Source organism: Chryseobacterium gambrini, assembly GCF_027920505.1.
In the GTDB taxonomy this organism is placed as follows: Bacteria; Bacteroidota; Bacteroidia; order Flavobacteriales; family Weeksellaceae; genus Chryseobacterium; species Chryseobacterium gambrini.
In genome coordinates this window covers 3,772,418-3,788,960 of sequence record NZ_CP115857.1, presented here as the reverse complement: position 1 = coordinate 3,788,960, position 16,543 = coordinate 3,772,418, and the positions used below count along the sequence as shown (strand labels likewise).

General features: G+C 34.5%; 13 protein-coding genes and 13 tRNA genes. 1 reads left to right on the top strand and 25 read right to left on the bottom strand.

Annotation, left to right across the window (positions count from 1 at the left end; translation table 11 throughout):
- Positions 1-34: 34 nt before the first annotated feature.
- The 23 genes from PFY09_RS17445 to PFY09_RS17335 all read right to left on the bottom strand — a co-directional run bounded on the left by PFY09_RS17445 (position 35) and on the right by PFY09_RS17335 (position 14,347).
- Positions 35-107, bottom strand: a tRNA-Glu gene (locus tag PFY09_RS17445).
- 160 nt (positions 108-267) lie between these two features.
- Positions 268-354: transfer RNA gene (locus PFY09_RS17440), tRNA-Tyr, on the bottom strand.
- A gap of 174 nt (positions 355-528) precedes the next feature.
- Positions 529-609 (bottom strand) — tRNA-Cys (locus PFY09_RS17435).
- Between the two features lie 389 nt (positions 610-998).
- A tRNA-Met gene (locus tag PFY09_RS17430) sits at positions 999-1,071 on the bottom strand.
- Positions 1,072-1,170: 99 nt separating this feature from the next.
- Positions 1,171-1,242: transfer RNA gene (locus tag PFY09_RS17425), tRNA-Glu, on the bottom strand.
- A 6-nt stretch (positions 1,243-1,248) separates the two neighbouring features.
- Positions 1,249-1,320, bottom strand: a tRNA-Pro gene (locus tag PFY09_RS17420).
- 68 nt (positions 1,321-1,388) lie between these two features.
- Positions 1,389-1,460, bottom strand: a tRNA-Asp gene (locus PFY09_RS17415).
- Positions 1,461-1,465: 5 nt separating this feature from the next.
- Positions 1,466-1,550, bottom strand: a tRNA-Ser gene (locus PFY09_RS17410).
- 5 nt (positions 1,551-1,555) lie between these two features.
- Positions 1,556-1,629 (bottom strand) — tRNA-Arg (locus PFY09_RS17405).
- Positions 1,630-1,720: 91 nt separating this feature from the next.
- Positions 1,721-1,794, bottom strand: a tRNA-Ile gene (locus PFY09_RS17400).
- A gap of 95 nt (positions 1,795-1,889) precedes the next feature.
- Positions 1,890-1,963: transfer RNA gene (locus PFY09_RS17395), tRNA-Arg, on the bottom strand.
- A gap of 98 nt (positions 1,964-2,061) precedes the next feature.
- Positions 2,062-2,135, bottom strand: a tRNA-Arg gene (locus PFY09_RS17390).
- Between the two features lie 97 nt (positions 2,136-2,232).
- Positions 2,233-2,306 (bottom strand) — tRNA-His (locus PFY09_RS17385).
- An 854-nt stretch (positions 2,307-3,160) separates the two neighbouring features.
- Positions 3,161-4,180: a tetratricopeptide repeat protein gene (locus PFY09_RS17380; RefSeq protein ID WP_271160534.1), complete on the bottom strand. Its 1,020-nt coding sequence runs from the start codon at positions 4,178-4,180 to the stop codon at positions 3,161-3,163.
- Entirely contained in the window at positions 4,173-5,870 is a 1,698-nt protein-coding gene (locus PFY09_RS17375) for an APC family permease (protein ID WP_271160533.1), read from the bottom strand. The genes PFY09_RS17380 and PFY09_RS17375 overlap by 8 nt, the downstream gene beginning before the upstream one ends.
- Positions 5,860-8,235 carry a hypothetical protein gene (locus PFY09_RS17370; RefSeq protein ID WP_271160532.1) on the bottom strand — a complete coding sequence of 792 codons (2,376 nt, stop codon included), beginning with the start codon at positions 8,233-8,235 and terminating at the stop codon, positions 5,860-5,862. Before PFY09_RS17370 ends, PFY09_RS17375 begins: the two co-directional genes overlap by 11 nt.
- A complete protein-coding gene (locus tag PFY09_RS17365) occupies positions 8,226-8,969 on the bottom strand; it encodes a hypothetical protein (RefSeq protein ID WP_271160531.1) in 744 nt (247 codons plus the stop codon). The genes PFY09_RS17370 and PFY09_RS17365 overlap by 10 nt, the downstream gene beginning before the upstream one ends.
- Positions 8,942-10,075 carry an AAA family ATPase gene (locus PFY09_RS17360; RefSeq protein ID WP_271160530.1) on the bottom strand — a complete coding sequence of 378 codons (1,134 nt, stop codon included), beginning with the start codon at positions 10,073-10,075 and terminating at the stop codon, positions 8,942-8,944. Before PFY09_RS17360 ends, PFY09_RS17365 begins: the two co-directional genes overlap by 28 nt.
- A 536-nt stretch (positions 10,076-10,611) precedes the next feature.
- Positions 10,612-11,310 carry a hypothetical protein gene (locus tag PFY09_RS17355; protein WP_271160529.1) on the bottom strand — a complete coding sequence of 233 codons (699 nt, stop codon included), beginning with the start codon at positions 11,308-11,310 and terminating at the stop codon, positions 10,612-10,614.
- 2 nt (positions 11,311-11,312) lie between these two features.
- A complete protein-coding gene (locus PFY09_RS17350; protein ID WP_271160528.1) occupies positions 11,313-11,912 on the bottom strand; it encodes a DUF4919 domain-containing protein in 600 nt (199 codons plus the stop codon).
- 416 nt (positions 11,913-12,328) lie between these two features.
- Entirely contained in the window at positions 12,329-13,042 is a 714-nt protein-coding gene (locus tag PFY09_RS17345) for a hypothetical protein (RefSeq protein ID WP_271160527.1), read from the bottom strand.
- Positions 13,043-13,044: 2 nt separating this feature from the next.
- A complete protein-coding gene (locus PFY09_RS17340; RefSeq protein ID WP_271160526.1) occupies positions 13,045-13,629 on the bottom strand; it encodes a DUF4919 domain-containing protein in 585 nt (194 codons plus the stop codon).
- A 79-nt stretch (positions 13,630-13,708) separates the two neighbouring features.
- Positions 13,709-14,347, bottom strand: a complete 639-nt coding sequence (locus PFY09_RS17335; protein ID WP_271160525.1) for a hypothetical protein — start codon at positions 14,345-14,347, stop codon at positions 13,709-13,711.
- Positions 14,348-14,486: 139 nt separating this feature from the next.
- On the opposite strand from PFY09_RS17335, the gene deoD reads away from it, so the two are divergent.
- Positions 14,487-15,197, top strand: a complete 711-nt coding sequence (gene deoD / locus PFY09_RS17330) for a purine-nucleoside phosphorylase (protein WP_087708910.1) — start codon at positions 14,487-14,489, stop codon at positions 15,195-15,197.
- Positions 15,198-15,253: 56 nt separating this feature from the next.
- Here the strand turns inward: deoD and PFY09_RS17325 are convergent, their stop codons facing one another.
- The gene (locus PFY09_RS17325) at positions 15,254-16,039 is read right to left on the bottom strand and encodes a TatD family hydrolase (RefSeq protein ID WP_271160524.1); all 786 of its coding nucleotides are present in this window, start codon (positions 16,037-16,039) and stop codon (positions 15,254-15,256) included.
- On the bottom strand, positions 16,036-16,356 hold the full coding sequence (locus tag PFY09_RS17320; RefSeq protein WP_271160523.1) for a hypothetical protein: 321 nt from the start codon (positions 16,354-16,356) through the stop codon (positions 16,036-16,038). The genes PFY09_RS17325 and PFY09_RS17320 overlap by 4 nt, the downstream gene beginning before the upstream one ends.
- Between the last annotated feature and the right edge of the window lie 187 nt (positions 16,357-16,543).

Genomic DNA, 16,543 nt, shown 5'->3' with positions numbered 1-16,543 from the left:
AGCAAAACTCACCATTCACCTTTTCACTTTTCTGTACTCTATAAGGGAATCGAACCCTTGTTTTCTGCTCGAAAGGCAGGCGTCCTGAACCGTTAGACGAATAGAGCATTTTTGTTATGAATTGTTAATCGTCAATTTCTTTGCAGTCATTTTTTAAATTGACAATTGACTATTTACCATTAACTTTTCTTTGACCATCTGACCAGGAGTCGAACCTGAACAACAAGAGTACATTTCCTGCATGCTGCCATTACATTATCAGCGGTGTGGTGGAAGTAGTAGGATTCGAACCTACTCAGCAATGAAGCAACAGATTTACAGTCTGCCCCGACTCTCCAGCTTCGGCGTACTTCCCTTTTTTCATGAGTAATAAGTAATTGGTAATGAGTAATATTTTCCAACTAACTTTTTAATCTTTAATTTTTGAAGAAAAACAAAGCCTGTCTTAATTTTTAGTTTGATGTAAGAACTCCTGCGCTCGACAAACTTTTTCTTTTTCTTCGGAACTAATCTCATTTTAGTTATTTGAGATGGTTATGGGATTCAAACCCCTCAGCTTACGCAACGGTTTTGCAGACCGCCCCGACTCTTCCACTTCGGCGAACCATCGTTTTTATGAGTAATCAGTAATAGGTAATGAGTAATTTCCCAATATTCTGATTATTCTTTTTATTTAAATTTTCATTAAAAAATAAAGTCTGTCTTATTTTTTTGTTTGATATAAGAACTTCTGCGCTTTGACAAACTTTATTTTCTCTAAAATTTATATTATGTCACTACTTTTTTCATCTATTTTCAGTTGAGTTAAGAAAAAGCCTGTCTATATTATATCGTGTTTTTTTGGCTAAAGATCTTCTTCTCTCGACAAGCCTTTTCTTTTTCTCTTTGAAACAATTAACTTAGTTTGAATTGTGAATAGTCAATTATCAATTCGCTTTGCTTGTCAATTTTAAAATTCACTTACGAAGTAAATTCACCATTAACTATTCACTTTTCTGTAATTTCGGAAGGACTCGAACCTTCAACCTTCGGCTTATGAAACCGATACTCTAACCATTGAGCTACGAAATCGTTTTTAATTTGGTGAATAATCAATCGTCAGTCCCATTTGTTCATCAATTTTAAAATTCACTTACGAAGTAAATTCACCATTGACTATTCACTTTTTTGTACTCCATAAGGGAATCGAACCCTTGTCGTTCGGTAGAAAGCCGAATGCACTAACCTCTATGCTAATGGAGCAAACTGTCTGGAAAGCAGGGTTCGAACCTGCGACCTCCCGCGTCCAAGGCGGGTAAACAACCACCGTTATCTTTCCAGTTTTGCAGATTCACTTTCATTTTCTTTTCCGGGAGACAGCCGGAGCCGAAATTTTCCGTGAATCTTTGCGGTCTATGCGAGAATCGAACTCGCAGTGCCCGAGAGACAGTCGGGAAGGTTAACCATTACCTCAATAGACCTTTTGCGGAGAGCAAAGGAATCGAACCTTCACTACTGTCGTAGAACTCATTAGCAGTAAGCCGCAACAAACCAGTATTTGCCTACTCTCCTTTTGTGATTCCGACAGGATTCGAACCTGTAACCCTGGGTTTAGAAAACCCATGCTCTATCCGGTTGAGCTACGGAACCTTAGTATTGTGAATGATCAATCTCCAATGGTCAATTGTCAATCTGCTTTGCTTGTCAATTTTAAATTCACTATTGACTATTCACTTTTTTGTAATCCCAGAAGGATTCGAACCTTCAACCTTCGACGTATCAGGTCGATGCTCCAACCATTTGAGCTATGAGATTGTTTTTATGTTGTGAATGGTCAATCGTCAATTCGCTTTGCTTGTCAATTTTGAATTCACTTGAAACAAAATTCACTATTGACCATTCATCTTTTGTAATCCCAGAAGGACTCGAACCTTCAACCTTTGGTTTCGTAGACCAACGCTCTATCCAATTGAGCCATGAGATTGTTTTTATGTTGTGAATGGTCAATCGTCAATTTGCTTTGCTTGTCAATTTTTAATTTACTTATGAAATAAAAATCGCTATTGACTATTCACTTTTTTGTAATCCCAGAAGGACTCGAACCTTCAACCTTTGGTTTCGTAGACCAACGCTCTATCCAATTGAGCCATGAGATTGTTTTTTTTATTTTGTGAATGGTCAATTGTCAATTTGCTTTGCTTGTCAATTTTGAATTCACTTGAAATAAAATTCACTATTGACTATTCACATTTTTGGGGTATCTCCGGGGATCGAACCCTGTTCTTCGGTGCCACAAACCGACGCTTTACCAAATAAGCTAGAGAAACCATATACCATAAAAAAAGCGCCTCTTTTCGGGAGGCGCTTTATATTTCTGGACGTGTCAGTTCATTAGCTGACCCATTTATATAAGCACCTTTTTCCCACAAATTCACTATCAAGAAGAATAACACAAGCATATCTTTGCCCCATCGGTTCTGTACCGCGTTGTCCTAAATATAAATTAGATATGTTATGTAATTGTTTCATTTTATTCTTGTTGTTTTAAAAATGTTTTTTGAAAGGCTTGAAAACCTGTTGCTTTCAATTTTCGGTTGCAAAGTAAATATGATTTTTTTTAACTCGCAAATTTATTTTTCATTTAAATATTTGGAAATCAATTAATTATATGCTAATTTCAGAATAGAGAATTTCCGTCCGCAATACTTTGCAGATTTCTTAAATACCTAAATGACTGTCTCTCATCGGGTTACTGATCACGCTCTATTTTCTTATTAATTGTTCATTTGTTATTAAATAATTTTCATTTTTATGGTTATTTTTTTTCATTCTAAATAATTTCTGCTCTAAAAACACAAAAAACGCCTCGGTAATCGAGACGTTTTTGCAGTATTTTGATAAAAATTTTACGGTTTTACAGTAAATAATTTTCAAAGCAAGCACATTTCGCCTCATAAGATATCATCCATTCATACCCAAACGATCCCTTTATTACAGGGCGATCGCATAGATTTAAACTGATATGTGCTCTTTGTATTGTCATTATTTTATGGTTGCAAAGATAAATCTTTTTCTTAAAAGTTTTTTATTCTGTCATTGCGAACTGAAAGTGAAGCAATCTATATGATATCATTTTACTTTGAGATTGCTTCGTCGCCTTGCTCCTCGCAATGACGAATCATCAATTCCTGAATATCCTGTTCCTTCCCGTCTTATACCTGGAAATATCTTTCAAAATCACTTCATCATCCGGATTGAAATACTTCAGTTCATTCACGATTTCTGAGCGGGTTGCTACTTTTTCGGCGATGATTTCATAGGCAATATTTCTTGTGGTCGATTGAAGTTTCGGATCTTTTTTAAATTCATGTTTCATGGCTTCAAGATAGGTAATCTTCTTCTCCGAAGGCGTTTTCTGATAAAGTTCCTGAATCTGCTGATCGAGTTTTTTCACATCAAAAATATTGGCAAAATAATTATTGAGACAATTGAACGCATCACGGTCTTCTTCCCAGCCTTTCAGCAGAATTTTCTGTGCTTCATCGGGCAATTCCATTTTTTTACGGTAAATTAAAGAACCTTTTACCATCTGACTGTTGTTTACATAATCGTCCACCACCATCTGATAATAGATATTGGCATTTTTGGCATCATTCATTTTCCTGTAAAGATCGCCTACTTTTTCTTTCTGTTCGAGTTCTTTGTACAAATCGATTGCTTTTTTGTACTGCTTTGCTTTTTCGTAGCAGTTTGCAGCTTCCGATTTATTCTTTAATTTTTTAAGATAAATAACCGCCGCTTCGTTGTATAAGCCTCCGTCTTCCAGTGTTTTTGCTCCGCGATAGTAATCTTTCATCAAGTTCATGTATACTTTTGCCGCTCTTTTATAATCTTTTTCGCTGATGTATTTTTGAGCCAGTTCTTCGTATTTATTCCTGATCTTATCGAAAAGGGATGCTTCCAGATAAAAATTTCCTCCTCCATTTCTGCCTTTTCCCGAAGAGTTGCTTTCTTTTTCCTTTTTTTCCAACTGCATGAGTACCACAAAAATGATGAACGCAACAATGGCAAAAATCACTAAAGTTCCCACCACACTCCAAAAACTCTGATGGAAAAGCTGCGCCAGAATTCCGATTATTTTGATGATGGCGAGAATGAAAAATGCCGCCATAAATTTGTCTGTAAATTTCTGTCTATTCATCCTTATCAGATTTTAAAATGGTTTCATCTTCGCTGAAAAGACGGTAAAGAAGCAATACAATGCCGATAATAAGAATCCATACAAACCAGTTGTACCCGAACATTTCGATCAACGGATAGAAAATATACGCCAACATCGCCATCAGAATAATCATTAAGAAAATCTTGGTTCCCGCCGGAACATTATCACCGCCTACATTCAGTGATTTTCTTTTGACGAAGAAAGAATACAGTCCTACTGCTCCTGTCATCGCAACAATCAGCCAGAAAATTTCTGTAAAAGAGGGGCTTTTTTCTTCCGGATTACTTTTTTCAGCGTTCAATGTCGAAATAGCAGGCGGAGTCTGTGGAAGTTCTTTCGTTCCGTACAGCCTTCCCAAAGAATCTTCCACCAAAATGGCTTTCTTTTTCATAATGGTTTTTACAACTCCTTCATCGGCAGGTTTCCCTGAACCTGATTTCTGAATGGAATCTTTAATTTTCTCTCGGATCTTTCCTTCATTCTGAGCCAGATATTTTACAATTTTCTTTCGATATACTCTTTTTAATGAATCGGTTGCCGCATCTGTTTTGTCATTCAGCTTAAAAATATCATTCTGAATTTTATTAAGCGGTCTTCCTCCGTTTTTAAGATATTCCTGATAACTTTTTTCACCCGGTTTGCTCATGCTTAAAGAGGCACTCATATGTTCTTTCATCAGTTCTCTCCGCTTTTTCCCGTACATGGAGTCGATCTTCATATCAATATCGGTAACTCCTGATTTGTACGCCACTACGGGAGCCATCATTTTTTTATCCGGAGTCTGGACTTTACCTGAAGAAATGGATTGAGATTCTTTATCTCCATCTTTATTAAGGTTCATAAAAACCCGGGCTAATCCGATCATTAAAAGAACCGCCCAGAATACCCAACGGTAATTTCTACCGGAAGATTTTCCATCCAAATTGTCTTCCTCTTTTTTACCAAAGAGTTTTTCGAGCCATGAATTTTTAAATTTGAAAATTCCAAAACCATCTCCTCTAGAAGTTCCCATAATATCCAACGGAACGCCAAGTTCTACTGCTCTGTCCGGATATTTTTCGATATATTTTAAATATTTTTCGATTTCCTTTTTGTTTCCCGCCATTACCTTTTTCATGTCAAACGGAAGATTTTTCATCCACTCTTCTTCGGTTTGCGGTTTTTCGAGAGATTCCAGAACTTTTTCATCGTCCATTTCAACGATAAAGCTTTCGATTTTCTGAGGAATCTGTACTCCTTTCGAGGATTTTCTTACTTTATCTTCCGAGATTTCCGGATTTTGAATGATGGAAATCCAGTCGATTTCTTCATTTAATTTAACCAGACCAAATTCAGGATGCATGATGAGATATTCCGCATCGATATTCTGCCACTCGTCAGGATTTATCTTCGGATAAAAGACCGTATTTTCCGGAATGAAAAATCTATTGTCGACGCATTGAAAGTAAGAATTTCTGCCAATTTCGTTCGGAGCCAGATTTTTAAACACCAAAAAACATCCGTATAAAATATTCGGTTCTGTGGAAGGAATCGGGAACGACTGAACTTCATGTAAATCTATTCCTAATATTTCCATTTCATTAAGCCATACGAGCGGTGAAGAACCTTTGATTAAAAGTCCTTTTTTTGGGTAGCTGTTTTTCGGAAAAGGTTTAATTCTAAGTTCCATATTCCCAAATTTGATCTATAAACCGTTCCATATATTCAACATACATTTCTTCCATTGTTCTTACTTTCAACAGTGTATTCTGTGGCAGATAATATTCTGAGCCTCCGAATTCCGTGTTGGTTGCCAACGCCAGATTTCCATATTCTGTGGAAGGAATATAAAATTCGGGGATATTTTTGTTGCTGCTTTTAAAAGTCAGTATTCCGCGATTGTCCGTGATAATTTCGCTTCCGTCTGAAAAGGTAAATTTGTTTTTATTCTGCTCCGCACAGATTTCCAGTGGATAATGATTTTTGTAAAACGTGATGGAATCTTCACTGTACTTATTCAGTTCATTATTTGAAATGACCAGTTTTTTTTCTGTATTAATTCCGATATTGTGGAAATTATTCAGGATTTTTAATCCACTGTGATTTAGTTTATTTAGTTCTGCATAGACTTTTATACTATTTTTCTCAGCCTGATAAACATCATTTTTACTTTCAATAGATATAGTTCCTTCCAGATTAATTTTGTAAACATTTGGATTTCTTTCCTCCAACAAATAAAAATCTTTGTTAAAATAAACAAGCTTATACCAGTATTGAATTGTATGTCCTGTCAAATTCAGTTCAGAATATTCTTTAGTATTTAAATTCAATTTGGAAATCAGCTTTTTATCAGGTTGATACTGGCATAAAATAAAGTCCCCCTGCTTATTTTTTGCTAACGCAAACTGACCTTTTAGCTTTACAGAAATATCATCAATTAAAACTTCGCACCCATGATGCGTTTTATACGTGTCATAATAATTGCGGTTGTAATAATTGTCCGAAAGATAGGTTCTCAGCAACTGTTTTTTATTGCTTAAAATAAAAAATTCCCCTTCATAGAGAAAGGTTGCAATTTTATTGATCGGCGCAGGAAACAAAATCGGATAATTGAACGGAACATTTGCTTTTTTGCCGTTCCCTGAAAATTTATTTTCTCTTCTCTGTCTTCGTTCCGGCGGGTTTGCCCACAGTTCCTGCAGCGGAAGCATGATTTTCTGGATATGCTTTCTTGTCCCTTTATGATGTTTGTAAAAGTTCAGGTCACCGTTTGCGGAAGTTGTCACCAAAAATTTCAGACGGTCTCTGTTTTCGTGAATGATTTTATGAAGATTTTGATGGTTTAAATTTTCCTGATTCGTGATGAAAAAAACTTCCAGATCTTTTTCTTTATGTTCTTCATTAAAAAACTTTTCAAGTGTGCCTGAAACTTCCAGAACCGGACTTACATGATTGAGATTTTCCACCACTTCATCCACTTTATCCAGAGACATCGGGATGATATTCTGTCCCAAGGCAAAAACTTTGCATTCTGAATGTGCTTTCGGATGTTTGATGACTGCAATTGCCGATGCATATGCCAAAACTTTTGGGGTTCCCCAGTTTTTCATGGAAGTATCAATTAAAATAATTCTTTCAAAAATATTTTCTTCGGGCGGAATTTCTCTTTGGATAAACAACGCTTCATTGTTTGCAACACGGTTCATGAAAATGTCATCTTCATTGGCAAATTCAGACAAAAGCATCCTGTGAAGTTCGCCTTTATTCGTCATATCCGAGATTCCTCCAATCGGCTGTTCTCCGGGCGAAAGATGACGCATTGGAATTTTCAGACCGCTCCAGATCCTTTTAATTAAACTTCCGACCTGAAATGTTTTCGGCTCTTCAATAAGTTCCTGAATAAAATCTTTATCGGTTTCAACGGTGGTTTCTTCTTCCACGACTTCATCTTCCAGTTCCGGAATATCATTGAAACCTTTCATGGCTTCAATGATGGATTCTGTAGTTGGAAATTTATTGCTCAAAAGTTCTAAGGTCTGAAGCTCTTTAATAAGCGTAGGAACATATACATTATCATTACTAATACAATCCGCAATCTTGTTGGGCTGTCTGTAATATTCTTTTAAGATCTGCTGCGAACTTGCAGCGGAAATTAAGTTATGAGCGTCATTAAATATCGTTTGAAATAATATAATCTTATTTTGCCCCTTTTTATAAATTGAATTTAAATTATTTATGTTAGTTAAAAATTGTAAAACAGCATCAACTTTTTCTCTAACAAGTGGATGATAAATAATCCCTCTTAATCTGTCTATATTTATATAACTATCATTAGTTACATATAACACCAATAGCAAAGCTCCAAAAGGTGGAAATCCTTGTGCTTGCAACTCTTTTAAAATTTCTATAATATATGGACGATATGCGATTGCGCTTAAATCACTTAGTACAATAAGATTGTTTTCGTTATATCCCGTATCATCAGGAATGTCTTCATCAGTTGTCCACTCCCAAAAGTAGTCATCATGTGATTTGAAATAAGCAATTATATCCATTCCTGTGATTTTTCAGTCAGTCGGAAAGAGCTTACGGATAATTTCCGGAAATCTTCTTTATTTAGGTATAGAACATTTCCGTTTGCGTTCCATAAAAGCCACTGATTGCGACCTGCGTTATATTTTCTCTGCAATAAAGAGCTCATGTTTTTAAATTCAAAATCGTAACCTGTCGGTAAAAGATGTCCTTCTTTTGACCAAAATGTTTTTCCCGGAAAACTTAATAAAGGACTTCCTATAAATAAGGCATTGTCATTAATCACCATCCAGTCGATTTTTTCCAGTTTAAATTTCGGCAGCGCAATTATGACTTCCCTGATTTCTTTCATTGAGCATAACAAAGCTGTTGCGGAATGCTCTTCTTCGCTCGGTTTCAGTTTAATTTCAATTTTTCCGTCAATTCCGAAAAAATTATTATTGAATGAAGGAAAAGTTAAGCGCAAAGCTTTATCAATGGGAGTCCACAGTAAAGCCGTTCTCATTTTTTTGCTGGGAACCAAAGCGGCTTTCCGGAATAAAAGTCCGTCTCTTAATTCATAAAGCAGGAAATTCGGCAACTGTTGAATTTCCGGTGAAACCGCCTGTTCATCAGTAAAACCTTTCAGCCAGACTACATCTTCCTCCAAAGCGATCTGAACATTTTTCCAGTCACGGATCGAGCCCAGAACATCTTCATCTGCACGCGGAATTTCTGCCCAGAATTCTTTTAAACTGTTTGAAGAATCTTTTGCCATAGACTTTCAATTTCCTGTTGAATGTACTGTTTCTGCTCAGGGTTTCTGATCCATTCGCATCGCGTCTGAAGGTATCTTAGTTTATCTTTAATGACATTCTGCTCTTCAAAACTCAAAGATCCCTGATTCCATTTTTCGACTAAGATTTTTACGTCTTTCATCACTTCTTCCGGATTCGGCGTTTTGTTTTGCAACGCCTGTGGATGAGACTTCGGATGGTCATCTTTTTCAATGGTTCTGTTGATGATGCCTTCAAGAATTTCAATCTGTTCTTCGGTATCCCAAATATGTTTCAGCACCCATAAATCTGATAAAATCGCTTCGTTTCTGCCACAAATTAAAGCACTTGCGGCGATAAGGTTCTGCAATTTTACGGCTCTACGGTCGGAAATGGCAATTCCTGTATTTCGGAGACTGATAATGGTATTTAAATAGACTTCGTAAATAGGTCTTAAATCAACAGTTTTACACAAATCCTGAAGTTCTTTTATTTCGTGGGAAAGAATTTCGGGAGTTTCTGTTTCCAGATTATCTTCCAGTTTTCTTCCGGCTAAAAGCACCTGATGAAGGAGATCAGGATGAACATAATCTACATTAATTCTGATCAGAAAACGGTCGAACAGGGCATTCAATGCTTCGTCTTCGGGAAGAACGTTACTCGCTCCCACGAACATGAGCGCAGGAAGGTGTTTGGTTTCTTTTCCTCTTTTAAAAATCTTTTCATTTAAAGCCATCAAAAGGGAATTCAGAATGGCTGAATTGGCATTGAAAATCTCATCCAGAAAAACCATGGATGCTTCGGGCATCATTCCTTCGGTATTGGTTAATAATTCTCCTTCTTTTAATTTTCTGATATCAAAAGGACCGAAAATTTCGTTCGGTTCGGTAAAACGGGTTAATAAATATTCGAAGTTTTTTCCGTCTTTTACGGTTTTTGCCAATGTTCTTACAATGGCAGATTTTGCGGTTCCGGGAGGTCCGTATAAAAAGGCGTTTTCTCTTGCCAAAAGACAGATTCCCAATAAATCGACAACGTCGTTTTTTCCGACAAAGGTTTCTTTTACGTGGTTAAGAACGGTGTTTAATTTTTCTATATTTTGAGTCATTTGTTTTTATGTTATAATTTTTGGCTTCTTTTTTTAATCGCAATTGTTTTTTTAACGCAAAGTCCACAAAGTTTATTTTAACTACTAACTGTTTTTAAGTTCGCAAAGGCATTTCATTTAACAAAGCAAACAAAGGTCTAAATTTATTGTTATTTTTCTTTTTTGACGAAAATTATTGTTTTTTTGAACTGTTTTTTTAACACAAAGTCCACAAAGTTTTTATTTACTTTCTATATATTTTAAGCATTAAGATTTATTAAGGGTTTAAGATTAGTTAAGAGAAATAAATTTCTTAAGCTTGCCTTTAATTTGCTTGCAAATTCTTAATTCGTCTTAACTTCTTACCTATTCTTAATTGTTTAATTTTTTGCGTGATTTTAGGTTTTGAACGCAAAGTCCACAAAGTTTATTTTAACTACTCACTGCTTTTAATTTCGCAAAGGTTTTTCGACAAGCTCAGTATAAACTATTCACTTAACAAAGCGAGCAAAGGTCTAAATTTATTGTTATTTTTCTTCAAATTAAAAGTTTTAGTTTTATTTAATAAAAAATCTTAACAGGAAAAAGTAGATAAACTGGCTTATGGTCATTGCAAGTAAAATATCAATATAAAATGATAGCGGAAACATAAAAAAAGTCAGATCATATACAAAATAAAGCACAATCAGAATACCCAGACTTATAAATCCCAAATATTTCCAAAGTGATGATGTTAAATTTAGCAGGAGAGAAATAATCATCAGCAATAAAACAACAAAACATAGAAAGAATACTCTTCCATACATCTGAAAATTTTTTGAAATGATGGGAATCAGTTGATTATAATCTATCTTTTTCGTAAGCAACTCGTAAGCAATTACTAAAATCTCTCTGCAAATTTTAACAGGATTATGCCCAAAAATTAAAGCCACCGAAAAAAGTACAAAAACAAGTATGCCATGATAGATCACATTGATGATGTTTGATCTTCTCTGAGCATATTTTATCTGTTCTTTATCATCCAGACCCTCTGCATCTTTAAATTCTATTGAACTTCCGGGAAGGTATCCGAAATTAATTTTGATTCCGTTTTTTAAAGGATAACTGTATAAAGGTTTACCAAAATGGATCAGCATAGAGATCGCTTTTATGTCTTCCTTCAATAAAAATTTATTGATATAGTAAGGAATAACACAGAATAAAAACATATAGGAAGCAATAATTATTCCTATTACAATTGCCGAATTTATTTCCATAATTAGTTTTTACTTAAAAAATTCGACCAGCTTTTCTTTTTCGGCCTTTCAGTTTTTTCTTCTTCTTTTTCTGCCTCTGCATTTCTTTTGTTGAATGAAAAAGCAATTCTGCGGTAAGGAACAGAAATATCGAAGTAAATTTCAGAACCGTCATTCAGCGTGAGAACATCCATTATTTTATCTTCTCCTTTAACGAGCATCTGCATCGTATCTTCTTTATTGAAGTGATACCTTATGAGATCTCTTTCATCAGAAATCCTTGTAACAATGTAAGGTGAATCTTCTGTGCCGTCGCCGGTTTTTTCGATACATTCAAAAATGATCTGTGCAATGGTCATTTCAATGTTCATTGCTTTTTCGTCGCCCAATTCTTTATAGGCAAAATATTTAAAGATATGAACACGCGGACTGAGCAAAATATTCACGTTTACATATTTTACGACTTCCTGAAATTTTCCTTCATTTAATAATTTCTGCACATTTCCTGTATCTTCAGAATAAGGATCATATTCCGGATCGTTAATAACGAGTTCTCTACACTTCAGAAAAGTTTCTTTGGTAGGATCGCTTAAAAATTCAAATACTTTTTCGTAGGTTTTCATTTATTGGTTATTGTTTTTTTGTCTTTTTGAAAAAACATTGTTTTTAACACAAAGTCCACAAAGTTTTTTTATCAACTAACTGTTTTTAAGTTCACAAAGGTACTTCGACAAGCTCAGTATAAACTATTCACTTAGCAAAGGAAACAAAGTTTTTATTTACTTTCTATATATTTTAACCATTAAGATTGATTAAGGGTTTAAGATTAGTTAAGAGAAATAAATTTCTTAAGCTTGCCTTTAATTTGCTTGCAAATTCTTAATTCGTCTTAACTTCTTACCTATTCTTAATTGTTTAATTTTTTGCGGTGATTTTAGGTTTTTAACGCAAAGTCTGCAAAGTTTCTTTTAATTATTTACTGTTTTTAAGTTCGCAAAGGCATTTCACTTAACAAAGTAAATAAAGATTTATAATTAATTTATTTAATGAAAAATCTTAATGATAAAAAATATAAAAACCCGCTTATGGTAAGTGATATCAGTAAATCTATATAAAAGCTAATCGGCAGTTCAAAATATTTGAGCCCCATTACAACATAAGATCCTAAAATCAAAAACATGACAAGTATATTTGTAAAAACCGAAAATGGTGCTAATGCCAAAAGAAAGGATATAAAAACAAAATACGTCATTGTCGCAAAAAACAGATAAAAATACTTCCCATACGTTATATATTGGCTGTTTACCATTGCTTTAAATTCTGAGAAACTCTGCTTTCCCGCTATAAGATCATAAAAATTTTCTACCAAATCTCTGAAAATAGTTATCGGGTTATATCCATACATGAGGCTTACAAAGCTTCCGACTACAATAATTAAAACCATTGTGACCACCTGCAATAAAGACATATTTTTAGCAAAATTTCTGAAATATCTTTTTCCTTCAGGAGAATCTAATGAAAAATCTTCTAGATGGAATTTAAGACCATAATTAAAAGGAATATAACCAAAGTTTATTTTTACTCCGTTTTTTAGGCTGTAGGAATAAAGAGGTTTACCGAATGTTGAAAATACGTGCACTTCCTCTACTTTCAGCTTTAAAAATTTGCTGCTCAAATAATAAGCAAAAATGCAGAACAGAAAACCGTAAGTCGAAAAAATGATGCCGAGAGCGAAGGCTGTATTTATTTCCATATTTAGTTTTTACTTAAAAAATTCCACCAGCTTTTCTTTTTTGGCTTTTCTGCTTTTTTTTCTTCCGATTTTTCTTTATCCAAGAGAAATTTAGACCTCTTATAAGCATCAGTAACATCAAAATACAATTCAGAACCGTCTTCAAGAGTTAATACATCTAAATATTTATCTTCATGCTGAATTAATCTTTTCTGAAGATATTTTTTGCTTAAACGAAGTTCCAGAAGGTCATCTTCATCGGAAGCCCTGATAATAATATAAGGATTTTCTATAGTTCCGTCTCCTGTTTTTTCTATACAATTCAGAATATTATGACAGATAAATGCTATACTTTCTGCGGCTTTTGTATTTCCTATCTCATTTAAAGAAATAAATTTTAAAAAATGTGCTCTTGGACTTAATAAAACATTAATGGTAACGTAATAATTCAGTTTATCATATTCCTTATTTTCATATAGCTTTTTCATGATTTTTAAATCATCAGAATCAGGATCGTAATCAGGATTAGTGATAATCAATTCTCTGTGTTTTAAAAAATTTTCTTTTGTAGGATCTGCCATAAAATCAAATACAGTTTTTTCTCTCATTCTCTTAGGTTATTGTTTTTTAGTTTTCTAAAGAACTTCTGGTTTATCGTTTATTTTTAAACGCAGAATCCATAAAATTTTAATGATCTGTTGTTTTTAATTCTTTCCAAAATACATTTTTATGCAGTCCAAATTCAGCAATTAACAACTGATTGAGGTAAGGAATTTCAGCAAGCCGATAGGATTTCTTTTCTACAATTCTTTCCAGATAGAGCTTTCGGTAGGTTTTGTCTTTTAATTCTTCTTCCCAGTTGATGTCTTCGAGATCGAGATCAAATCCTACTGCTGAATAGTGAAATTGTTTCAGAATATTTTCCAGCATTTTCACCAAAGGATCTTCCGGATCTGAAACCTGTAAAGCAGAAACAATCTGTGGTAAAAACCGGAGTGATAAATCTGCGGACAGGATGCCTGAAACATCTCTTTTCCCTTTGAAAGACGGAATTAATTTGTTTAAATCTTTAGCCGTATTTTCTCTTATTAAATGAAGCTGCGCACTGTGATAGACTATTTTGGCAGCCCAGACTGCTGTTTCTGTATCGCAGACAAGTGTGTCGGATAAAAATTCAAGCCTTTCTTTCTCAAACTCAGCCTGAAAATAATCTGCGGCATCCTGCTCTTCTTTTTTGGAAATTTCATGAATATCTGAAAAAATGGTGATGCATTCTTCTTTTCGAAGCAGAAATAAAGTGTCTAAAAAAGCTGATTTTTTTTCCATCATTTAACAAAAATAAAAAATATTCTTTTCGAATTGAAAATTTTGAAGGTAAGTTGATTATAAATCTTTAATTAAAAAACCATTGTTCAAGGATTAAGAAATCACAATTTTATATCTTTGCCCTTTCAAATAAAAAATTATGAGTATCCACATCAGTGCAAAAAAAGGAGAAATTGCTAAAGTTGTTTTACAACCCGGAGATCCGCTGCGTGCCAAATACATTGCGGAAAACTTTTTGGAAGATGCTAAACTGGTAAGCCAGACCAGAGGAATTTTATATTACACAGGGTTATATAAAGGTAAAGAAATCTCTGTGGGAGCAAGCGGAATGGGCTTTCCAAGCATCGGAATTTACTCTTTTGAACTTTTTACAGAGTATGATGTAGATACGATCATCAGAATCGGAACCTGCGGTGCGTATACCACAGATCTAAAAGTGTATGATCTTCTGAATGTGGAAAATGCAGCGAGTGAAAGCACCTACGCAAAATTCGCATGGGGAATTGAAGAGGAAAGCATTTCTCATCAGGGAAATATCTTCAATACCATCAACGAAACGGCAAAAGAAATGTCTCTAACGGCAAAAGCGACGAACATCCACAGCAGTGATATTTTTTACAGAAAAGATCCTGCAATTCCAGCCATTGCTACAAAATATAACTGTCCGGCGGTAGAAATGGAAGCTTTCGGATTGTTTGCCAATGCTAAACATTTAGGAAAAAATGCGGCAACCATTCTTACGGTTTCGGATATTATTCCTACCCACGAAAATATTTCAGCAGACCAGAGAGAAAAGGCTTTAAAACCAATGATTGAGCTTGCTTTGGAAGCAGGGATTAAGAGTTTGTAATCATTATCGATCATCCAAAATAAAAAGAGTTTTACATCATCTGTAGAACTCTTTTTTTATATCCTGAAAAAATGACGGGCAACTTCCGTGGTTTCATCTGCAACTTCAGCTATGCTGATTTTCTTCAGATGGGCAATCGTCTGTGCTACATACGGTAAAAAGGAAGGTTCGTTTCTGCGGTTCTGCATTCTCGGCATATTTTTCGGCAGCATAAAAGGCGCATCGGTTTCAATCATCATCCGGTCGAGCGGAACGTATTTTATCACTTCTTCCAAATGTTTAAACCTGTTCTGATCGCTGATGGCTCCCGTAAATCCTAAATAAAAGCCTTTATCCAGATACATTTTGGCTTCCTGTAAAGTTCCTGTGAAACAATGTACCACAGCTTTTGGAAGTTGAGACAAATATTCATCCGTTATTTCATTAAATCTTTTGAAGGCAGATCTTTCATGAAGAAAAAGTGGTTTCCTGACTTCTATGGATAATTCAAGCTGGGCGCGGTAACATTTTTCCTGAACAGGTCTTGGTGAAAAATCCCTGTCGAAATCCAGTCCGCATTCTCCTACGGAAACAACGTGGTCTTGTTTTAATAATGTTTTTAATGCAGGAATACTTTCGCTGTTGAAAGATTTTGCATCATGAGGATGAATTCCTGCCGTTGAAAACAGAATCTCGGGATAATCTTCTGCAATTTCCGCAGATTCTTGGCTTCCGCGAACGCTCGTTCCTGTAAGAATCATCTGCTCTACTCCATTGTCGAGAGCGCGGTTGATTATTTCTTCCTGTTCGTCATAAAATTGTTTATTGGTTAAGTTTATACCAATATCGATTAATGTGTTCATTTCTTTTTTGTTTTATTATTTATTAAAATGTATCTTGTTATATGTGCTCTGCTTATTGAACTTTTAAATGATTTTTCCGTGTAAAAACTTCTGTAATCAGAATCTGTTGTTCCGTTAATTTCTCTTGTGATTTTAACCCAGATTAATTTTCGCCTTTTCTTTCTTTGCTTAAAAAATTTAACAGTTTCACTAAGCTGATCTTCTATCTCCGATTTTTCAGTTCGTCTCCATTTCTTATTTCCGTATTTTTGTAAATACTGAGGAATTTTACCATATTCTCTTGCTCTGTAAGGACTTTTATTATAAATGTTTCTCATAATATATAGGAATAATTTTCAGTAAACGTTTTATTTAACAATAGAAGTTACTCTAAACTTTTATTTAACATGAAACTTGTTTAAACTTTTTTACCACAAAAAATGCAAAAAGATGTAAACACTTTAGTTTTTTAAGTTTAATACTTAACTGGAAAAAAGTGCACATAAGTTAAAAAATCAAAGATTT